The sequence below is a fragment of the Luteibacter anthropi genome (genome assembly GCF_023699965.1).
Taxonomy (GTDB): domain Bacteria; phylum Pseudomonadota; class Gammaproteobacteria; order Xanthomonadales; family Rhodanobacteraceae; genus Luteibacter; species Luteibacter anthropi.
In genome coordinates this window covers 3,913,244-3,932,625 of record NZ_CP077072.1, presented here as the reverse complement: position 1 = coordinate 3,932,625, position 19,382 = coordinate 3,913,244, and the positions used below count along the sequence as shown (strand labels likewise).

At 63.7% G+C, this 19,382-nt stretch carries 16 protein-coding genes; 9 read left to right on the top strand and 7 right to left on the bottom strand.

Annotation, left to right across the window (positions count from 1 at the left end; all coding sequences use genetic code 11):
• Positions 1 to 4 precede the first annotated feature (4 nt).
• Positions 5 to 1,219: an efflux RND transporter periplasmic adaptor subunit gene (locus KR767_RS16705; RefSeq protein WP_250877086.1), complete on the bottom strand. Its 1,215-nt coding sequence runs from the start codon at positions 1,217 to 1,219 to the stop codon at positions 5 to 7.
• 115 nt (positions 1,220 to 1,334) lie between these two features.
• Entirely contained in the window at positions 1,335 to 1,664 is a 330-nt protein-coding gene (locus tag KR767_RS16700) for a hypothetical protein (protein WP_166946552.1), read from the bottom strand.
• A gap of 200 nt (positions 1,665 to 1,864) precedes the next feature.
• Here KR767_RS16700 and KR767_RS16695 point away from each other — a divergent pair, with 200 nt between their 5' ends.
• A complete protein-coding gene (locus KR767_RS16695) occupies positions 1,865 to 2,272 on the top strand; it encodes a hypothetical protein (protein WP_208392395.1) in 408 nt (135 codons plus the stop codon).
• A gap of 60 nt (positions 2,273 to 2,332) precedes the next feature.
• Here the strand turns inward: KR767_RS16695 and KR767_RS16690 are convergent, their stop codons facing one another.
• On the bottom strand, positions 2,333 to 3,562 hold the full coding sequence (locus KR767_RS16690) for an MFS transporter (protein ID WP_250877085.1): 1,230 nt from the start codon (positions 3,560 to 3,562) through the stop codon (positions 2,333 to 2,335).
• A 27-nt stretch (positions 3,563 to 3,589) separates the two neighbouring features.
• Positions 3,590 to 4,279, bottom strand: a complete 690-nt coding sequence (locus tag KR767_RS16685; RefSeq protein WP_250877084.1) for a class I SAM-dependent methyltransferase — start codon at positions 4,277 to 4,279, stop codon at positions 3,590 to 3,592.
• Between the two features lie 329 nt (positions 4,280 to 4,608).
• Here KR767_RS16685 and KR767_RS16680 point away from each other — a divergent pair, with 329 nt between their 5' ends.
• The 8 genes from KR767_RS16680 to KR767_RS16645 all read left to right on the top strand — a co-directional run bounded on the left by KR767_RS16680 (position 4,609) and on the right by KR767_RS16645 (position 14,544).
• Positions 4,609 to 5,802, top strand: coding sequence for a glycosyltransferase family 2 protein (locus KR767_RS16680; protein WP_166946549.1), 1,194 nt, complete (start codon positions 4,609 to 4,611; stop codon positions 5,800 to 5,802).
• A 6-nt stretch (positions 5,803 to 5,808) separates the two neighbouring features.
• A complete protein-coding gene (locus KR767_RS16675) occupies positions 5,809 to 6,486 on the top strand; it encodes a polysaccharide deacetylase family protein (protein WP_250877083.1) in 678 nt (225 codons plus the stop codon).
• Positions 6,487 to 6,777: 291 nt separating this feature from the next.
• The gene (locus KR767_RS16670; protein ID WP_250877082.1) at positions 6,778 to 9,162 is read left to right on the top strand and encodes a TonB-dependent receptor plug domain-containing protein; all 2,385 of its coding nucleotides are present in this window, start codon (positions 6,778 to 6,780) and stop codon (positions 9,160 to 9,162) included.
• Positions 9,163 to 9,217: 55 nt separating this feature from the next.
• Entirely contained in the window at positions 9,218 to 9,772 is a 555-nt protein-coding gene (locus tag KR767_RS16665; protein ID WP_166946546.1) for a sigma-70 family RNA polymerase sigma factor, read from the top strand.
• Entirely contained in the window at positions 9,769 to 10,749 is a 981-nt protein-coding gene (locus KR767_RS16660; RefSeq protein ID WP_250877081.1) for a FecR family protein, read from the top strand. The genes KR767_RS16665 and KR767_RS16660 overlap by 4 nt, the downstream gene beginning before the upstream one ends.
• A 67-nt stretch (positions 10,750 to 10,816) precedes the next feature.
• Positions 10,817 to 13,246, top strand: coding sequence for a TonB-dependent siderophore receptor (locus KR767_RS16655; RefSeq protein WP_250877080.1), 2,430 nt, complete (start codon positions 10,817 to 10,819; stop codon positions 13,244 to 13,246).
• Positions 13,247 to 13,258: 12 nt separating this feature from the next.
• On the top strand, positions 13,259 to 14,383 hold the full coding sequence (locus tag KR767_RS16650; protein WP_250877079.1) for a PepSY-associated TM helix domain-containing protein: 1,125 nt from the start codon (positions 13,259 to 13,261) through the stop codon (positions 14,381 to 14,383).
• The gene (locus tag KR767_RS16645) at positions 14,380 to 14,544 is read left to right on the top strand and encodes a hypothetical protein (RefSeq protein ID WP_250877078.1); all 165 of its coding nucleotides are present in this window, start codon (positions 14,380 to 14,382) and stop codon (positions 14,542 to 14,544) included. Before KR767_RS16650 ends, KR767_RS16645 begins: the two co-directional genes overlap by 4 nt.
• Before the next feature lie 186 nt (positions 14,545 to 14,730).
• Here KR767_RS16645 and KR767_RS16640 read toward each other — a convergent pair whose 3' ends face one another.
• From KR767_RS16640 to KR767_RS16630, 3 genes are all read right to left on the bottom strand, one after another.
• Positions 14,731 to 16,629 carry a CocE/NonD family hydrolase gene (locus KR767_RS16640; RefSeq protein WP_425602753.1) on the bottom strand — a complete coding sequence of 633 codons (1,899 nt, stop codon included), beginning with the start codon at positions 16,627 to 16,629 and terminating at the stop codon, positions 14,731 to 14,733.
• A 225-nt stretch (positions 16,630 to 16,854) separates the two neighbouring features.
• Positions 16,855 to 17,490, bottom strand: coding sequence for a hypothetical protein (locus KR767_RS16635; RefSeq protein ID WP_250877076.1), 636 nt, complete (start codon positions 17,488 to 17,490; stop codon positions 16,855 to 16,857).
• Complete coding sequence (locus KR767_RS16630) at positions 17,490 to 19,241, bottom strand: S8 family serine peptidase (RefSeq protein ID WP_250877075.1); 1,752 nt, start codon at positions 19,239 to 19,241, stop codon at positions 17,490 to 17,492. The genes KR767_RS16635 and KR767_RS16630 overlap by 1 nt, the downstream gene beginning before the upstream one ends.
• Positions 19,242 to 19,382: the final 141 nt, after the last annotated feature.

The following is a 19,382-nucleotide window of genomic DNA, read 5'->3' as shown; positions in this document are numbered from 1 at the left end:
GCGCTTACGAGGCATGCCGCCGTGAACTGCCACTATGCGCGGGGGCCGTGCCTCCCGCACTACCGGCATGCGCACTGGTGCCGGCAACACGGATCTTCGCGCCGTCCGTGAGGCGGTCCATGCCATCGGTCACCACCTGCTGCCCCACTGAAAGCCCGGAGGTGATGACCGTGTTGGTGCCATCGCCCGGTCCCAGGGTCACCTTGTGCACCGATACGGTCTGGTCGGCATTGACCAGATAGACGAAGTCGCCAGGGGCACCGCTCTGGATCGCCGGCGTGGGCACCACCACCGCCTGCTTCAGCGTATCCACCAGCAGCCGTACGTTGACGAACTCGTTGGGATAGAGCGCCTCGTCGTCATTGTCGAACATGGCGCGGAGATTGATGGTGCCCGTGCTGGTCTGCACCTGGTTGCCCAGTGCATAGAGCTTGCCCGTGGCGATCTGGTGGCTGTTGTCGCTGTCGAAGACCGTCACGGGAAGCGAATCGCTCGTGCCGAAGCGGCGAAGCACCTTGCCCAGTTCGTTCTGCGGCACGGTGAACTGCACGGTGGTGGGCTTCATCGTGGTGATGGTGACGATGCCCGGTGAGGTCGACTGGGTGACGTAGTTGCCCGGGTCGACGAGACGAAGACCCACCCTGCCCGCCACGGGCGCCACGATATGGCAGTAAGCCAGGTCCAGGTCGTCCTGCGCGATGGCTGCCTGATCCGCCTTCACGGCAGCCTCGTCCTGCTGCACCGTGAATTTCTGGTCCACGTACGTCTGCTCGGCGATGGATTTCTGCTGGAACAGCTGCGTGAAACGGGCAAGGTCCGAGCGCGCCTGGCCGAGACTGGCCTGGTCCTTTGCAAGCTGGGCTTCGGCCTGCTGCTTCTGGATCTGGTACTGGCGTGGGTCGATCTGGGCGAGGAACTGGCCCTTCTCGACATCCTGTCCTTCCTTGTAGCCCACGTCAGTGAGATAGCCGCTGAGCTGGGGCAACACGTTCACCGTGGCCACGGGCGTGACGGTGCCCAGCTCATTGAGGATCTCGGGCATGTCGGCCACGGAGACTTTCGCCGTGCTCACCAGCTGGGCGGGCGTGCCCTGCCTGCCCTTGCCGCTGTTGGCGAACAAGTGAAACAGCACGAGCGCGAGCACGGCGATGACCACGATGGCGAGGATCCAGTGCCACTTCCGGCGGGGCCTGCGCACTGAATCGGTCGCGTCGCTCATCTGTCGTACTCCTTCGGTTGGGCCGATCCGGCTACGCAGAAGGAACGCACGAGACGGTCATGCGTTTATTCGTGACATTTCGTGTTCACTGTACGCTCATTCTTTTCGCAAGAAATCACAGGGTGACCATGTAGGTGATGAGAAAGCACACCAGGGTCAGCATCACCATGGCGAGGATGAAGGCCACATCGGCAATGCGCTCAAGACGGTGCAACCGGATATCCGAATCCACGCGCATTGCAAAATAGGCGGCCAACGTAGCGATAAGAAAGAGAATGGCGTCGAACGCCAGCAGATCGTCGGTGATGGTGTCGGTGCGCGTATACGAAATCACGACACGCAGCAGGCTGATACCCGTGAGGCAGACACCCACCATCGCCGCCGAAATGGTGCATATCATCCGGCAGGTGCCCTCGGCGAGAGGGTTGATGGATCGATTCGGCATGATCGTTACCTTTCGTGCGGGGTCGCCGCTACAACGACGCGCTTCGCCGGCTGGTTGACCTGCCGATTCCATACGGTGGCTGACCGTAAAGCGGCACGCTCGTAAACCCAGGGCGCCCGCAGCCGTTTTTGCGTCCAGGTACCAGGCCGCTCGTGCCAGCCTGGCAGCCAGCCAATTCGCACGATTTCGCGGGTGATGCCATGAACATGCTTCGTTCGATCGCTCTGACCGCCGCCTTCGTCGCCTGCTCGGCAGGCACGGCCGCAGCACACGCGCAGGTCTATGTGGATGCCGGCGTCAATATCGGTCCGGCGCCCATCTGCCCCTACGGCTATTACGACTATGCACCCTACCCGTGCGCGCCTTACGGCTACTACGGTCCGGAATGGTTCCTGGGCGGCGTGTTCATCGGTGCGGGACCCTGGTTTCACGGGCCGGCCGGCTTCCGCGGACACATCGATCCGCGCTTCGATCCCCGTCGCGGCTATCACGGACCGTTGCCCGGTCCGCGCGACCGCCCGCGACCGGAGGAGCGTTTCGACCGGATGCCCAACTTCCGCGGTGGTGAGTGGCGTGACGGCCACGGCGGTGGCGGTCGCGAACGCTGATCCATCAAGGTGAAAGCCTTATGTCGCGGGAACCGCTTGCGGTTCCCGCGTTGGCATAGGTCAGGCCAGTGGGCGCACCTGGACGGAGCGCCGCAGTCCACTCAACACAATTGCCACAAGGATCGCCAGTGCAATCATGCCTGCCGCCATGGCGGGTTGCAGTGTATCCACCAGCGCTCCGGTGCATAACGCGGCGACGGGAACGGCGCCTAGCGTCACGGCCGAGAGCCAGGTCATTTCCTGCCCGATGTGTTGCGATGCAGCCGTCATCTGCAACCACGACTGCGACTGAATGCCATAGACATTCGATGCGGCAGCCAGCAGAAAGAAAGCAGGCAGCACGGTCGCCAGGCCCGTGCCGGCGAACAGCAATACGTAGCCCGATACCGCTACGGTCCAACAGCCGATAATGCGACGGATGACACCGCGCATATCCGCGTGAGTGGCAGTTGAAAGCATCGATGCGAGGCCGATGCCCGCGAACTGTGCAACGTACACCGACAGGTAGCGCGGATCATTCCGTTGCACGAGCATGATCGGCAGCAGTACCTGCACCGGGCCGAACACCAGTACCGAGCTGACCAGAACGTACGCATAGAAGCGGCGAGGAATGCGGGTTCCGCCAGTATCCAGCGATGGCGCTTGTTGCGGAGCCGGTAACCGGATCGTACCGCGTCGTCCTACCGCGACGAGCATGGGGATCGACAAGGCCACGCACAGTGCATCGATGCCAAAGGCGACGGAAAGCCCCTGCGTACCCTGGGAACCCAATACGACGGAACCTGCCAGCAACGGCAGCATGACGGTGGCTACGCCCGATATCAGCGCCAGTACCGCGTTTCCGGCAGGCACGAGGGTGCGACGCACATACATCGGAAAGACTGCGCGGCCCGCAGGATACGCCACGGCCCAGACGATGCCTCCAAGCAGCGCCGTGAGATAGATCATGCCGATAGACATCATCCCCATGAAGGTCAGCAAGCACACCATGGCATTGCTGGCCACGAAGAGAAGCCTGCAGGTCAGCAGCACGCGCAGGGGCTGAAGCCGGTCTAGGAGGTGCGGAAAGAACAACAGCAGGCAGAGGCTGGGCACGGCCTCGATCGCAGCGGTGACACCCAGGTCCAGGGCGCGTCCGCTCAGGCGCATGACAAGAAATGGCAGTGCCAGCAGAGTGAAACTTGCGCCGAGCGTGGTCACCAGGTTATCGAGCATCAGCAAGCCGAGCCGGGGCTCGCGATACCCGATGCGAAGCAGGCGCAGGCCGCGCATGATGCTGCGGCCTGCCATCGAGCCGCCCCTGCCCCGGGCCACGTCTTATGCGCTGCGACGCAGGAAGTACAGGTCACCCTGGCGGATCACATCCAGCCCGAAGGATGCGGCAATCGTGGTCAGCTTGGCTTCGTCCAGACGCCATGCGGTCTCGACATCATCGACCCCTACATCGAGCACCCATTGCATGCCCGTCCAGTGCGTAATCACGAGGCCATCCTCGGCGAGCAGGCCGGCAATCGTCTCGAAATAGCGCTCGAAGTGCCTCTGGCAACAGGCGAAGCTGGCGAGGTTGTTGTCGACGACGTAGTCGAAACGGCTGGTACGAAAAGTGTCGGCGAACGGTGCGCCATGCTTGTTGAGCAGTTGCAGTGTGTAGCCAGGAAGATCGAGGCGTTCGCCGTGCAGCAGTTCATTGACCGCTACCGTCACACCCACGATGCGTGCTGCCCGTCCGGCGACCAGTTGTGCCACGGAGGAATTGCCCGCTCCGATATGCAGGATCGACTTGCCACGCAGTTCCGCCCCATCGAGCCAGCGGTTGATGGCCTCCTGGTCGAGGGTCGGCTCGCAGGCCGAGTAATCCACCAGAGGCCAGGAGATGGCGTCCGCCGCAGCGTCGTAGCGCTCCACGCCCGGTTCATGGCCGCAGTCCGTAGTACTGACACCGATGTCAAAACGTGGCCTGAAAACGGTGCCCGGGATGGGCGTCGATGCAGCGTGCGATTCGTTCACGGTAGATGCCTCCGCGGCGAGGGGCGGGATGGGAAACATGCATCCATGCAAGGGCCGCGAACCGTTGGAGGACGCCGTTTCGTACTGTAGGGCGCGCTGAGTCGCCGAAAGTGCAATTTCGGCAAGAATGCACCCTGTCCGACAAAAACGTGTCCGCTTTCACAGTTTCCGAAGGTCTGGACCCCGAATATCCGACCCCGTTGCACGCGCTTTGACATCGTTGTCATCGCTTCGCGGGCCATGGACACGCCAGCCACCGGCGTGCGCCCGCTCCATGGAAATGCCATCCGGTATCCACGACCGGACTGTGGCTGGGTATGAGGGGCTTTATGATCAGCTTGCCGGTATTGCTCGGATTGATCGGTTTCTCGACGTTGCTGCTGTTCCTGTGCACGGTCGTCATGCTGGGGCTTTACCTGGCGAGGCGACTGCGGCCCACGCGAGCCGAGACGCGGCTGGCCGAGTATCCGTTCGTTTCCATCCTCGTGCCCTTCTATAACGAGCCCGAGCCGTCCTTCCTGCGCACGCTGGAAGCCATCGAGGCGGCGGATTACCCCGGCCGGCTCGAAGTGATCCTGATCGACGACGGTTCGAGCAATTCGACGCCGACAATGCTCACCGAATGGCTTCGATGTACGCGCGACAAGCACTATGTGCTGGTGACACTGGAGAAGAACGGCGGCGCGAAGGGGCTGGCGCTGGATGCCGCGCTGCCCCGGCTATCGCCGGATTCCGACGTGGTCACGGTGATCGACAGCGATACGGTGATCATGCCCCACGCACTGCGTATCGCGGTGGAAGAGCTGTACTCCTCGCCGACGCATGCCGCTGCCTGCGGGCTTATCGTGCCCGACGGACGGGACACCTCCTGGCTGCACCGTCTCCAGTTTTACGAACACGTGGGCGCGCTGGCGATCATCCGCTACGTGCAAAGCCGCGTCGGCATGGTCAACGTGGTGGCCGGTGCATTCTCGTTGCACAAGACGTCGGTCATCCGCGAGCTGGGCGGCTGGGGCGAGTGGCTGGTGGAGGACATCTCCTGGACCTGGCGCGCGCTCGCTCACGGCTACACCATCGGATATGCGCCGGAGGCCATTGCGTATACGGTCTGTCCGTCCACGCTGTTCGGCTTGTTCCGTCAGCGCCGTCGCTGGGCGCGCGGGCGGCTGGAGTCGTTCCGCGTGGCCTGGGGCATTTCCTGGTCCAACACCGTGAAGATGCTGCCCTGGTGGCTGTTGTGGGCACAATCGGCCTTGCTGCCTACCCTGCTGCTCAGCATCGCGGGGGCATGGATCTACCGCAGCCCGCTGCTGCTGGACCTGGCCTTTGCCAACTGGCTGCTCATGGCCGTGCTGAATGGAGTAGCCTGCGTGCAGGCGCGCGATCGCCTGCAATTGCGCTGGTTCGATATCGTACTGGTGTCGATATACAACACCTGCATCGATACGCTGCTGCTGCCGGCCAATCTTATCGGCCTGTTCGACGAAATCACCGGGCACCGCAAATCCTGGCTGACACGATAAGCATCCATGGACTACCACGCCTTCCTTGCCGCATGGCCTCAGGTCTATCTGGGGCGCGGTCTCGCGGATGATCCGCATCTGTGCCTGACCTTCGACGACGGCCCTGGCGTGGTGACGCCCGCCGTACTGGAAGCGCTGGACCAGCTTGGCGTCACCGCAACGTTCTTCTGCCTGGGCGAGGCCGCCCTGCACCGCCCGGACATGGTGCGCGCCATCGTGGCGGGAGGGCATGAGGTGGGCAGCCATGGGCATTCGCATCTCGACCTGCGCCAGCTCTCGGCGGAGGTTTTCGCACGCACCCAGGTATTGCCATCGATCCGCGTGCTCGAAGACATCACGGGGTCGGAAGTGACGTTGTTCCGGCCGCCATATGGCGAGATATCGCCTGCGCAGGTGGAGTGGCTGGCCAGTGAGGGGCTTACGCTGGTCGGGTGGTCGGTCGATCCGCAGGACTGGGCCGACCCCGAGGCGCCGGGCCATGTTTCCCGCGTGGTCGGTGAAATCACACGAAAGCTGCATCCGGGAGCCATCGTCCTGCTGCATGACGGAGACGATGGCGATACCAGCCGGGCATCCATCGTGGAGATCCTGAACGAGCTGGTGCATCCCTTGCGCCACAAGGGCTACACCTTTGTGCAGGCAGGCCACATGCTGCGCCGTCGCGGCGTGGCCATGACCACCTGAGCGTGTCCGGGCGCCCGCATCGGACAGGCGCAATTTGACACGAAGCGCTTCATGCACCAGCATGGCGTTCGGACGTCCATACGTCCTTATGTTCACATGGACCACCTCCCTCGATGAGTCTTCAGCACGCCCCCGCACTGCACGCATCCATCGCTCTCGCCAGCGGTGCATCGTGCTGTTGTCGTCGCTGATGCACTGAGTTTCCGGCCGGCACCTGCCCGGCCCACACCTTTCTTTCGCGCAACGTGGCCTCCGGTCGCGAACGCTTCCCTGTTGCCAAGGATATTGCCCATGAGGACCTCTCACGCGGGGCGTTCCCGCCTCGTCGTTTCGATCCTGATTGCACTCGCGGCAGGCGCAAGCCATGCCGATGAGGCGCCCGACAAGGATCCGACGCGCCTGCAGACGGTCGTGGTGACCGGTACGCGTTCAGTCAACCGCAGCCAGAGCAGTTCGCTCTCGCCCATCGACATCGTGACTGCCCAGGATCTCCAGTCATCGGGCGATACCCAACTGGGGGCCGTCCTGTCGCGCCTCGTGCCCTCGCTTAACTTCCCCCGTGCACCCGGTAACGACGGTTCGGGCATCGTGCGGCCTGCCGCGCTGCGTGGGCTCTCGCCCGATGAAACCCTCGTGCTGGTCAATGGCAAGCGCTGGCACACCGGCGCCCTGCTGAATCTTCAAGGTGCGCTGGGTCGTGGTTCCGCGCCAGCCGATCTCAATGCGATTCCCGTGTCGGCCATCGACCATATCGAAGTGCTGCGCGACGGCGCCTCGGCCCAGTACGGCTCCGATGCCATCGCCGGCGTGATCAATATTGTTTTGAAAGGCGCAGCTACGCCGGGCAGCAACGAGGCCAGCATCACCGCCGGCCGCTACAGCGCGGGCGATGGCAGGCAGTGGCAGGGCGATGCGAGCATCGGCGTGCCACTGGGTGGCGACAAGGGCTGGGCAAGGCTAAGCGTGGTGCAGGGGCATGCGGATACCACCGATCGCGGCGGCCGCGATGACCGGGACCCCACGTCGCCGGTCTATGGGCAGAAGACGCAGCGCATCGGCGAACCGGATATCCGTACCCATCAGGCGCTGCTCAACGTGCAGTACGCCGTGGCACACAACGTCGACTTCTACGCCTTCGCCAGCACCAGCAGTCGCGAGGGCACGTCGCCTGCGCTGTTCCGCACGTACAACAGCAGCCGCAACATTCCCTCCATCTACCCCTATGGCTACCTGCCCCTCAATGACGTGCGTTCCATCGATAGTGCGGTGGTTGCCGGCCTGCGCGGTACCACCGATGGCGGTTGGCGCTGGGATATAAGCGGTAACTACGGACGCAGCCGCGTGAGCATCGACCCCACGCACACGCTCAATGTGGACCTGGGCGCCGCCAGCCCCACGCGCTTCGATGCGGGCCGCCTCGTGGCAACGCAGAAGGCCGTCGATGTCGATATTGCAAAGGATCTTTCGGTCAACTGGCTCGCGAACCCGTTGACCCTCGCCTTCGGCGTGGAATACCTCTACCAGGGTTATCGCATCGCGGCAGGCGAGCCGGCCTCGTATGTCGGCACGGGATCGCAGGGTTTCCCGGGGTTCCAGCCGGGTGACGCGGGTTATCACGGCCGGCATGACGTGGCCGAGTACATCAGCCTGGAAAACCAGATCACCGACAAGCTGAGTGGTTCGCTCGCGATACGCCACGAGGACTATACGGATTTCGGCAAGACCACCTCGGGCACGCTCTCCGCGAGGTATGACTTCACCGATGCCTTTGCCTTGCGCGGCACTGCGGCCACCGGCTTCCGTGCCCCTTCCCTGCCCCAGCAGTTCTATTCGACCACCTCGACCAATGTCATCGGCGGCGTGCCGACGCAGATACGCAACTTCGCGGTGAACAACCCGGTGGCGCAGGCGCTCGGCGCGGAGCCGCTGAAGGCCGAGAAATCGCACAACTACACCCTGGGAGCCGTGTATGCCCCCGGCGCCTGGACGGTATCGCTCGATATCTACCAGATCACCATCGGTAACCGCATCGTCCCATCGGAAAACCTGGTGGGCGACGATGTGCGAGCGTATCTCGACAACCACGGCTTCCCCGGCATCCAGGGCGGCAGCTACTTCACCAACGCGCTGAAGACCCGCACCCGGGGTGTCGATCTCAGCAGCGGCTATCGTTTCGACTTCGGCAGCGCAGGCAACCTCCAGCTGAGTGCCGCGTACAGCCGGAACCATACGTCGATCCTCTCGGTCGCCGCCAATCCGCCGCAGCTGGCGCAGAACGGCCTGGAGCTGGTGCGCGTCGGCCACATCGCACAGGGCTACATCACCGACGGCGCGCCCAGGGACAAGATCGTGCTTGGAGCCGACTACGGGGTGGCCGGCTGGAGCCTTCATGGCGGGCTCACGCGTTACGGCCAGTTCCGGGTCAACCAGGATCCGGTAAGCAATCCCGGCTACGACCAGATCTTCCCGGCACGCTGGCTGCTCGACCTGTCGGCGAGCTATGCGGTGGCAGGCTGGTCGTTCACGGCAGGCGTGGACAACCTCACCAACGTGTATCCGCAGAAGTACCGCGCCGGCAGCGATGGTGCCGTAGGCGGCACGTGGCCTTATCCGGATTACTCGCCATTCGGCTACAGCGGCCGCTATCTGTATACGAGGGTGGCTTATCGCTGGTGATCCCTGGCCTTGAGGCAAAGGGTCTTCGACCCTACAATGCGAATGATTCGCGTTAATGACGCCTCTTTCCTTCGTGCCGGCGATGAGCCACCTTCCGACATCTCCGCACCGGTCGCCGCTGGTCGATGCGCTCCAGACGCATTACCACTCGCTGCTCGTGGCCGCCGCCCGGGTGCTCCGTTCGCGTGACTGCGCGGCCGATGTCGTACAGGACGCCTACCTGAAGGTGGTCGCCATGGGCGATACGGGGAGCGTGGCCAATCCCCTCGCCTTCCTGCACCGGATGACGCGGAACCTGTCCATCGATCTGCTGCGCGAACGCGAGGTCCGCGAGCGTCACGTCGATAGTGGCCAGTTGCCCGAGCAGGTAGCCGATGCCTCTCCCGGCGGCGAGCGACGGGTGATGGGCCAGCAGCGACTGGCCCTGCTGGCGTCCATCGTCGACGAGTTGCCGCCCCGATGCCGGGAAGTCTTCCTGCTGCGCAAGGTTGACCTGCTGCACCCGGACGATATCGCCGGGCACCTCGGTATCAGCCGCAACATGGTCGAGAAGCATCTGCGCAAGGCGCTGGTACACTGTCAGGCCCGCCTGGAAGAACTGGAAAGATGAAGCACGCGCGCCGCAAGGATGCCGCGGAAACCCTGCGTGAAGTGGCGGCCGAATGGGCCATCCGGATCGACGTCAACGACCTGACTGATGCGGAGAACGCCCGGCTCGACGCATGGCTCGCGGCTGACCCAGCCCACGCTGCCGCCCTTCAGCGGGCGCTGTTGCTGTGGTCGGAGCTGGATGGCGCCGCCACCGTGGCAGGCGTTCGGCGGCGTGGAAAGGCGCATGCGGCGCTGCGTACGCGTGGCCGTCACCGGCGCAGGCAGCTGCTGGCTGCCGCCGCGGCGGCCACGATTGCCTTCGTCTTCGGCACGGGTGTGGTATTTCGCCAGGATCTGGGTATCTGGCTCCGGGCCGATATGCATACGGGCACGGGCGAAAGCCGCTCCGTGAACCTGGCCGGCGGCAGCACGCTGAAGCTGGATGCACGCACCGCCGTGGCCTTTCATGACGACGCGGGCCACCGGGTGGTCGAGCTGCTCAAGGGCCGGGTCCAGGTCGACGTCGGCCATGCCGATCCCCGGCCGTTCCATCTGCGCGTCCACGGGGCCGAGGTGGTGGATATCGGCACCGTCTTCCAGGTGGATTCGCGCAGTGACGAAACCGAAGTCAGCGTGAGCCAGGGCAGCGTCAGCGTCAGCAGTGCCGGCCAGACCAGTACGGCCAGCGCCGGGGAAAGCCTGGTCATCGACGCCGACGGCCTGCCCAGCCGGGCCTCCACGGCCGATATCGACTCGCTTACGGCCTGGACGCGCGGGCGCCTCATCTTCGAAGACCTGCCCCTGACCGACGTCGTGGACGAACTCCAGCGTTATTACCCCGGCCGCATCGTCATCGTCGATGCCGGTGCCGGCCGTCGCCGGGTGAGCGGCGTCTTCGATGCCTCAAGGCCCATGGACGCCCTGCGCGCCATCGAGCGCAGCCTCCACTTGCGGCTGCATCAGTGGCCCGGAGACATCGTCACCATCGACGTGTAACCGGGACATCCTCTTTTCGATGGCTCGCCCGTCATAGGAATGAGTCTCACTTCCCGGATCCCTCCGAATGCCCGTTTCGTCCCGTCGACACCCCCTTGCCTCGCCTCTTTTCCGCCGCGGCATGAGCCTGGCCATTGCCGCCGCCCTGGCCCTGGGCGCAAACGGTGTCTGTGCCGCAGGGGCTGTCCAGCGCACCGCCGAGTTCCATATTCCCGCCGGCACGATGACGCAGGCCCTCAATCGCTTTGCCGAGCAGAGCAACCTCAACCTGCTTTACGACGCGTCGCTGACCCGCTCGCTCCAGGCCCCCGCACTCGACGGCAGCTATGAGCCGTCGCAGGCTCTCGACCGCCTGCTGGCCGGTTCGCCGCTGGTCGCCCGCGTGGAATCCGACGGCTCGGTCCGCATCGAGCGCGGCACCACCCTGGGGGCGCCGGCCGCAGCCCCCACCCAGGTACCGGTCCGCCAGCGCGGTACCGCACACGGCCGCGTCGAGAACCTCGATGCCGTGGACGTGCGCGCCACGTCTTCCGGCTATGCCGCGCAGCAGATCCAGTTCGGCAAGCTGCCGACCGATCCGCGCGAGATCCCCAGTTCGGTGTCCGTCGTGACCCGTCAACGCATGGACGACCAGAACATGGTGACCGTGGCCGAGGCGCTGAACCGTTCCACGGGCATCACCGCCGTGCCCTACGGCATGGGCACCTCGTATTTCCAGGCGCGCGGTTACCAGCCCGATGTGCAGTTCGATGGCATTCCCGCGAACAACGGTCTTCAGTACCAGTCGCAGTTCGATCTCAACATGTACGAGGCCATCGAAATCTTCCGCGGGCCGGCCGGCATCCTGCAAGGCCAGGGCAGCCCGGGCGGCACGGTGAACCTGCTGCGCAAGCGTCCCGGCGACACGTATTCGCTGCTGGGTTCCATCTCGGCCGGCTCGTGGAACAACTTCATGGGCAACCTGGACATCACGGACCGCCTCAATGAATCCGGCTCGATCCGTGGTCGCGCCGTAGTGTCGGCACAGGATACCGATTACTTCTACGACAAGGCCCATTCCTCGCACCAGATGCTCTACGGCATCGTCGACTTCGACCTGTCGCCGGATACGGTGCTCACGCTGTCGGCGGCCGCGCAGCGTGAAGACCACAGCCCGCTGGACTGGGGTCAGTCCGTGCTCGCGGTGCCCCCGCACGGCAAGGCGCTGGACGCGCCCCGTTCCCAGTTCTATGGCACGAACTGGAGCACGGACGAGCCGCACATGAATGACCTGTACGCGGAACTGCGCCATGCGTTTTCCGATACGTGGCAGGCCAAGGTGGCTATCGACCGCCGTTCCAGCAGTGATCATTCGCTCTATGGCTACATCAGTGGCCTGATCCTGCCCAACGGCAACATGGGCAATTACCTGCTGCAGCGGCAGGAGACGAATCTCGACTGGACCGGCGTAGACGCCAGCGTCTCCGGTCAGTTCGACCTGTTCGGCATGCCGACCGATACCACCTTCGGCCTCGACTACGCGCAGAAGCGCCAGGACGGCTACAGCGGCAATGAAACGCTGCCCACACGCGTTGATGTGCTGAATCTCCCGGACATTCCGCGTCCCGACATCGCCTATGACTCGCACGACAAGTCGTTGACCAAGCAGTACGGCGCCTATGGCGAAGTCCGTCTTCATCCGGTTGAAGACCTCAGCGTACTGGTAGGCAGCCACTTCACCTGGTATCGCAACCGCAACCAGGGCGGTTACCCCTACCTTGGCAGCTGGCAGAACGATCCCGGCGTGGATCACAAGGCAGCCCCCTATCTGGGCTTGGTTTACGACATCAACAAGAACCTGTCGGCCTATGCCAGCTACACGAGCATCTTCGTGCCGCAGAACAACCTGCGTTATGGCGGCGGCACGTTGAAGCCCCGTACGGGCAAGCAGTACGAAGTGGGCCTGAAGGGTGCCTTCCTCGATGGCATGTTCACTGGCTCGATCGCCGCGTTTCGCGTGCGTGACGAGAACCGGGCGGTCAATGATCCCGAGCACATCACCTACTTCATTTCGGCCGGTCGCGCGCAGAGCCAGGGCTGGGAAGCGGAGATCAACGGCCGGCCCCTGCCGGGCTGGGACATCTATGCCGGGTACACCTACCTGCTGACCACGGTGAAGGACAACACCAACGGCATCGCCAGCATCCTCGACACGGAAGAACCCAAGAAGACCTTCAAGCTGTGGACCACCTACCGCTTCACCGGTGGCGCACTGGACGGTTTCCGTGTCGGTGGTGGTGCGCGCGCCGTCAGCAGCACGTCGCGTGGCACGATCACGCAGCAGGGGTACTCGGTGTTCGACGCGCAGGTGGGCTACCAGTTCAATCCGTCGTGGCTGCTCACGCTCACTGTGAACAATGTCTTCGACAAGAGCTATTTCGCCCGCGTGCCGGCCTCTTACTTCGGCATCTATGGCGATCCGCGCAGCACGATGCTCACGCTGCGCAAGACGCTCTGACCTGACCTGACCATGGCCAACGGACGCTCCCTCAGGCGCTGGCAATGGGTGCACACGTGGTCCAGCCTCGTGTGCACGCTGTTCCTGCTGATCCTGTGCATCACGGGCCTGCCCCTCGTCTTCCACGACGAACTGGACGACTGGCTGCACCCATCGCCAGTCGCTGCCGGGGTCGACAATGTCGCCCCGGCGGTACCGATCACGGCGATCCTGGAGCGGGCGAAAGAACGCTACCCGGACGACGGCTTTTCGTTTCTGAGCTTTCCCGACGACGAGGCCGTCGTCACGGTCGGCATGCTGGCTCATCCGGGAACGGCGCAGGAGAGCAATCACTGGCTTAAGTTCCATCCGGTTACCGGCGTCCTGCTGGACGATCCGATGGAGCACGGCCGGCGCCGCGTCGAATTTCTTGATGTGATGCTCACCATCCACAACAGCCTTGTTGCGGGTTTGCCCGGTACCTTCGTGCTGACCGTCATGGGATTGTTGTTCGTGGCGGCCCTCGTGACGGGCGTGGTGTTGTATGTGCCCTTCATGCACCGGCTCGCGTTTGGCACCGTACGCATGGCGCGCAACCGGCGTGCCGGATGGCTCGACCTGCATAACCTGCTCGGCATCGCCACACTGGCCTGGATGGCGGTAGTCGGTATAACCGGCGTGATCAACACCCTGGAGCGCCCACTCTTTGCGGTCTGGCAGGCGCGCGACCTGCAGGCCATGCTGGCCGGCACGGGTCGCTCGGTGACCCAGGGCAATGCCTGCACACCGGAACGTGCGCTGGCGGTGGCGGATGCCGGCACCCCTGCTGGCCGCCGCACCAGCGTGTTATTCCCGAGCGAGCGTGCGCATCATCCCTTTCATTACCTGGTGTGGTCGCATGGCGATACGCTGGTGACGAAAGAGCTGCTCAGCGCCGTACTGGTCAGCGCCGACACCTGCACCATCGATGCCCGCGCCGAACTGCCCTGGTATCTGCGCACGCTTGAGCTCTCGCGTCCCTTCCATTTTGGCAACTACGGCGGGCTTACGCTGAAAGTGCTCTGGGCCCTGATGGATCTGGTGACCATCATGGTGCTGGTCAGTGGCCTGATCATCTGGATCGGCAAGCGCCGCGGCCGCAAGGAGATCAGCGCATGAGCCCTCTGAGAGGCGGACCCACCTGGTGCGCCGTCACGACGCTCACGGGGCTGGGCGTGGCCCTGCTCGGCCCCGAAGTACTGCGCCTGCCCGCCGTGCTGCTCGTGGCAGTCCCCCTGATCCTCATCATCCGCCACCTCCTCCGCCGCCCCCCATTGTAGGAGCGCGCCTGCGCGCGACCGGTGGTGTCAGAACGATGATGATGTTCGCGACAACCGGTCGCGCGCAAGGCGCGCTCCTACAAATGCACCACGGGTTGTAGGAGCGCGCCTGCGCGCGACCGGTGGTGTCGAAACGATGATGATGTTCGTGACAACCGGTCGCGCGCGAGGCGCGCTCCTACAGGGTTATTGTGTTTTGATTGTGGGGAGTTCGATGTAGGTGGGATCTTCGCCGCCTCGGAATACCTGTTGCGTGGCGGACTGGTAATCGCCGGGGCTGGCCAGGAAGATGTTCGGCACGAACTTCTGCGGATTGCGGTCGTACAGCGGGAACCAGCTCGACTGGACCTGCACCATGATGCGGTGACCGGGCAGGAAGACGTGGTTCACGTTCGGCAGGCTGAAGTCGTACGGCAATGCCACGCCGGATGCCAGCGGCTGCGGCTTGTCGAAGCCCGTGCGATAACGACCGCGGAAGATATCCATGCCGATGCCCAGTTGATAACCGCCCATCTCCGGCTGCTCGCCTACCTGGTCCGGGTACACGTCGATGAGCTTCACCACCCAGTCGCTGTCCGTGCCGCTGGTACTCGCGACCAGATGCACCTTCGGTGCGCCGTTGATGCGCAACGGCTCGCGCAGCACCGGGCTCGTATAGGTAAGCACATCAGGCCGCGACGAAGCCTCGCGCTGGTCATCGGTAAGCCAGTGCTGCCACGACGGCCCCTGGATCGGACCCACGGGACGCTGCCGGTAAGGCACCGGGTGCGCGGGATCGGACACATAGCTGTCGGAACCGGTGGCAGCCGGACCACCGCCGATATCGAGATGACCACCGGCGTCGGGCAGCAGGCGAACCGGCGTCGTGGCAGCCAGCGGCCAGGTCGAACCACTCTCCCAGCAGTTGTCGCCGGTGACGAAAGCATTGACCTGGGCCACCGTTGCCGGTGCATCCTTCAGGTAATGCGCCAGGAACGGGCGCAGGATGTGCTCGCGGAAGTACAGGCTGGTATCGCTGCCGAAGCGCACGGCACCCAGGCTGCTGCCATCGCGGATCTCCTGACCATGAAACCACGGGCCGGCCGTGAGGAACAGGCGATGATCCGTATCGTGGTCCTTCATCGCGTTGTAGACGGCAAAGGCGCCATAGATGTCTTCCTGGTCCCACAGGCTCGCCACCAGCATCGTGGGCACGCTGACCGGCTCATGTGCGAGGATCTTGTCCACGGCCTGCTGCGACCAGAAACTGTCGTACGCCGGGTGCTGCACGATCTTGTTCCAGAAGCCCAGCTGTTCCATCCCATAGCGCTTCGCCAGCGCACCGGCCGAACCGGCATCGAGGAACATCTGGTAATCGTCGGCGTAGTTCGTCCACCACGATTCGCCGTTCTTGCGTGATGCCGACTGCTGGTAGATGTACATCAGGTTCTGCTGGCGGAAGGCGCCGTTGTGAAACCAGTCGTCACCCCGCCAGCCATCGACCATGGGGTTCATTGGCACCGAGGCCTTCAGTGCCGGATGTGGATGCACAATCGCCATCAGCGGCTCGAAACCGTCGTAGGAGATACCCATGATGGCCACGCGCCCGTTGGACTCGGGCACGTGCTTCACCAGCCAGTCGATCGTGTCGTAGGCATCGGTGGAATCGTCCACCGGCGTCGGGTTCAGTGGCCCGTGAAGCGGGCGATTCATCACGTAATCGCCTTCGGAACCATACTTGCCGCGGATGTCCTGCACCACGCGGATATAGCCGTCTTCGATCAGCACATGCGTGGCAAGGTCGTCGTGGCTGAGCGCGGCGTCGAGATGACCGCTCGCCACGCCGCTGGTCATCGCGCTGGCGTTGTACGGCGTACGGGTGAACAGGATGCCTGCGTTCTTCGCGCCCCTGGGCACGACGATAACGGTATGCAGCTTCACACCATCGCGCATGGGGATCATGACGTCGCGAACGTCGTACTCGTAGCCGTCATGCGTGGGCGTGAAATGCGCGGGCGTTTCGCTGGGCAGGTCGGCGTAGGCGCCCTTGACCGGGGGTGCCGCGAAAACGGGGGATGCGAGGACGACGGAAAGCGCGGCCACCATCAGGCGGCGGCGGAACAACGTGGACGGATTCAAAGCAGTGCCCTGTGGAATGGGGAAGGCCCCGATGCCGCTTGGTTATAATATAACAATCAACGCGGCCACAAGACTTGCGTAACTACTGACGAAAGCACATGCGTGAATCGGCCATATGAAGCGGATATCGTCAAAATAATCGCTATTTCTTGCGGAAGAGGCGGGATGCTTCCCGCCTCTTCCGGGCAACGCTTACTGCTTTTCGCGGAAGTTCTCGATCACGTCCAGCTGCGCATCTTCCACGCCCTTCGCTCCCTTGATGCTACCCAGTGCCGTCTGTGCATCACCGACGGAGGCATAGCGGATCAGCGCGCTGCCATCCACGTCGGAGACCTGCACGATGTCGCCACCGGTCTTCTTCGCCAGCGCACGGGCCGTGGCCGCATCCTTGGCGAACAGCTTCACGCGGGGGGCGACCACCACGGGTTGTCCCGAACGAAGATTCACCGCGACACCGAACGTATCGAGGTTCGCGTTACCGGGAGCCGCGGCGGAAGCGCTGCGCGAGCTCACGGCCTTCTGGCTGGCGACACCCGGCGTACGTGGCACGATAAGAAACGGACCGACGCTGCCCAGGGCATCGACGTTCTGCCCCTGGCTGCCGTTCGTCGTACGGCTGGTACGTGCAGAAGCCGCAGGTGGCGTCGTGGCGGTCGGGTCGGCGCGCTGGATGCCCGCATCGGGAATGATGCGGAACGTCGTGCTGCCCACGCTGAACTGCGGGCCGGTGGCGGCCTTGCTCAGGGCCTCGGAATAGTCGCTCTGTGCATGCGCCGCCGTCACGGCGAACAAGGCCAAAGCGAGGCTGATGGCTGTCTTCTTCATCATTAGTGCCCCACTACGCGAAGGTTGAAGGACTGCAGCTGCGCGCTGCCGGACGAATCGCTCATGTCGACCAGCTGGAGTGTCCAGGTGCCCGCCGAGGTCTCATCGAGGAAGGCGTTGCTGGAGGTCAGATCCACCGCGAAGCCGCCCGAGGTGGCCGACAGCGTGGTAAATGCAGGCAGCACATAGCTCTTCGTGCCGCTGGGCGAGGTCAGGATCGCACGCAGGTTGCGCGGTGTCTTGTGGTTGGTCTGGAAGCTGAGCTGCACGGCCTCGACCTTTACCTTCTTGCTCACCGCGACGGTCAGCTTGCTCTTCTGGCTGCCGATGCCCTCGATGGCCACCGGGGCGTCCTTGCTGGCGAGCCAGCCGCTGTCCTGCAAAACAGGAAGGCTCTTGAAGTTGCGGGCCTTCTCCACGGCCGCGCTGGCATCCACCAGGCCGAAACCATACCAGTTGCTGAAGTGATGGCCGGCGGCGTTGGTGATCCAGCCCGGGTCCTGCACCGTGCCCTGATAGATGGCCTTCGGTTGCAGCGGATCGATCTGCCGTGCCGTCGTGGCAAGGATGTACTTCACGTCGCGGCCCGACAGTTTGGGATTCACGCCCAGCACCAGCGCCACCACGCCCGATACGGTCGGCGTCGCGGCTGACGTGCCGTTCATGCCTGCCCAGTAGTTGCAGCTCTTGTCGATGGCGGACTGGCTGGTGTCCAGCGCATTGTCGACTTCTCCATCGGCGCGATCGGCATTGGAGCCCGCTGCGCATCCGGTGAGATCCGTAGTGACGATCGCCGGGTCATAGAACGTCGCCTTGGCCCATGCGCCGATGTTCGACAGGTCAGGGTAGTACTTCTTCTGAAAGCCGAACTCACCGCCGATACCCGCCACCCACACGGAAGAACCCGGCGACGAATAAGAAGCGCGCACACCGCTGGCATTCACCGAGGCCACTACCGTCGTGGTGATGTAGTTGTTCGTGGGGTCCGTATTCGCCGAGGAGCAGCCGACGTTGAGCTGCAGGCTGTCGTCCTGGCAGAGGTTGAAGCGGAAGCCGAGGAAACTCACGAGCAGGCTGCTGAAGTTATTGCCGGATGCCTTGAGGTAGATGCCGCCCTTGCCGTTGCGGGTGGACGACATCAGCTTTTCCCAGGACTTCGTTTCCGCCTGGCTTACCGCAGGATAAGCACTGGTAGTGATACCCCAGCTGTTGTTGAACGCATCGGCATCACGGGCTTCCGGACCATTGCCCCATGAATAACGGATATTGGTGTCCTGGTCGGTCTCGATGCCATCGGCATCCTCGGACAGGAAGTTGAAACCTTTCAGTTTTGCTTCCGGCGCCACGCCACGGCCACCGATGCCGTTCCAGCCCACCTCGGCAACGATGCCGGCTACCGACGTGCCGTGCTCGCTGTTAGGGTTGGTGGGCGTGGGATCGTTGGAGCCGTCGACGAAGTTCTTCGATCCGCCAATGACGACGTTGTCGAGCAGGTCCGGATGCCGGATCTCAAGACCGTCGTCGACGACAGCGACGATGACACCGTTACCACGCACCTTCGCATCGTGCAGGGTGCCTATGTCGAGGTCGACACCCGCCACGGGGCGGGTATCCGCGATGACTTTCTGTCCTTGATTGCTCAGGTGCCACTGGTACCGGTACAGCGGATCGCCTTTCACTGCCGCGGCTTTCTTCGCCGCTACCACCTGTTCCGTAGCATGGGCATGGACACTGACCATGCCGGCGGCTGCCATGGCAAGCAGCCATACCGATCGTTTCCGTATATGCATCGCGTTCCCCTCGAGGGTTGGTCGGGTAGGTACACCTCACCTTGGGACGAGGCGGCATGCCTGTCCCGTCCCTTTTAGAACGTGATGTGTGTTGCCCTACCCTCC

What these genes read in the sequence shown, in the direction of transcription:
- KR767_RS16705 (WP_250877086.1), bottom strand. Translation starts at nt 1,219, where the DNA reads ATGAGCGACGCGACCGATTCAGTGCGCAGGCCCCGCCGGAAGTGGCAC.
- KR767_RS16700 (WP_166946552.1), bottom strand. Translation starts at nt 1,664, where the DNA reads ATGCCGAATCGATCCATCAACCCTCTCGCCGAGGGCACCTGCCGGATG.
- KR767_RS16695 (WP_208392395.1), top strand. Translation starts at nt 1,865, where the DNA reads ATGAACATGCTTCGTTCGATCGCTCTGACCGCCGCCTTCGTCGCCTGC.
- KR767_RS16690 (WP_250877085.1), bottom strand. Translation starts at nt 3,562, where the DNA reads ATGGCAGGCCGCAGCATCATGCGCGGCCTGCGCCTGCTTCGCATCGGG.
- KR767_RS16680 (WP_166946549.1), top strand. Translation starts at nt 4,609, where the DNA reads ATGATCAGCTTGCCGGTATTGCTCGGATTGATCGGTTTCTCGACGTTG.
- KR767_RS16675 (WP_250877083.1), top strand. Translation starts at nt 5,809, where the DNA reads ATGGACTACCACGCCTTCCTTGCCGCATGGCCTCAGGTCTATCTGGGG.
- KR767_RS16670 (WP_250877082.1), top strand. Translation starts at nt 6,778, where the DNA reads ATGAGGACCTCTCACGCGGGGCGTTCCCGCCTCGTCGTTTCGATCCTG.
- KR767_RS16665 (WP_166946546.1), top strand. Translation starts at nt 9,218, where the DNA reads ATGACGCCTCTTTCCTTCGTGCCGGCGATGAGCCACCTTCCGACATCT.
- KR767_RS16660 (WP_250877081.1), top strand. Translation starts at nt 9,769, where the DNA reads ATGAAGCACGCGCGCCGCAAGGATGCCGCGGAAACCCTGCGTGAAGTG.
- KR767_RS16655 (WP_250877080.1), top strand. Translation starts at nt 10,817, where the DNA reads ATGCCCGTTTCGTCCCGTCGACACCCCCTTGCCTCGCCTCTTTTCCGC.
- KR767_RS16650 (WP_250877079.1), top strand. Translation starts at nt 13,259, where the DNA reads ATGGCCAACGGACGCTCCCTCAGGCGCTGGCAATGGGTGCACACGTGG.
- KR767_RS16645 (WP_250877078.1), top strand. Translation starts at nt 14,380, where the DNA reads ATGAGCCCTCTGAGAGGCGGACCCACCTGGTGCGCCGTCACGACGCTC.
- KR767_RS16640 (WP_425602753.1), bottom strand. Translation starts at nt 16,629, where the DNA reads ATGGTGGCCGCGCTTTCCGTCGTCCTCGCATCCCCCGTTTTCGCGGCA.
- KR767_RS16635 (WP_250877076.1), bottom strand. Translation starts at nt 17,490, where the DNA reads ATGATGAAGAAGACAGCCATCAGCCTCGCTTTGGCCTTGTTCGCCGTG.
- KR767_RS16630 (WP_250877075.1), bottom strand. Translation starts at nt 19,241, where the DNA reads ATGGCAGCCGCCGGCATGGTCAGTGTCCATGCCCATGCTACGGAACAG.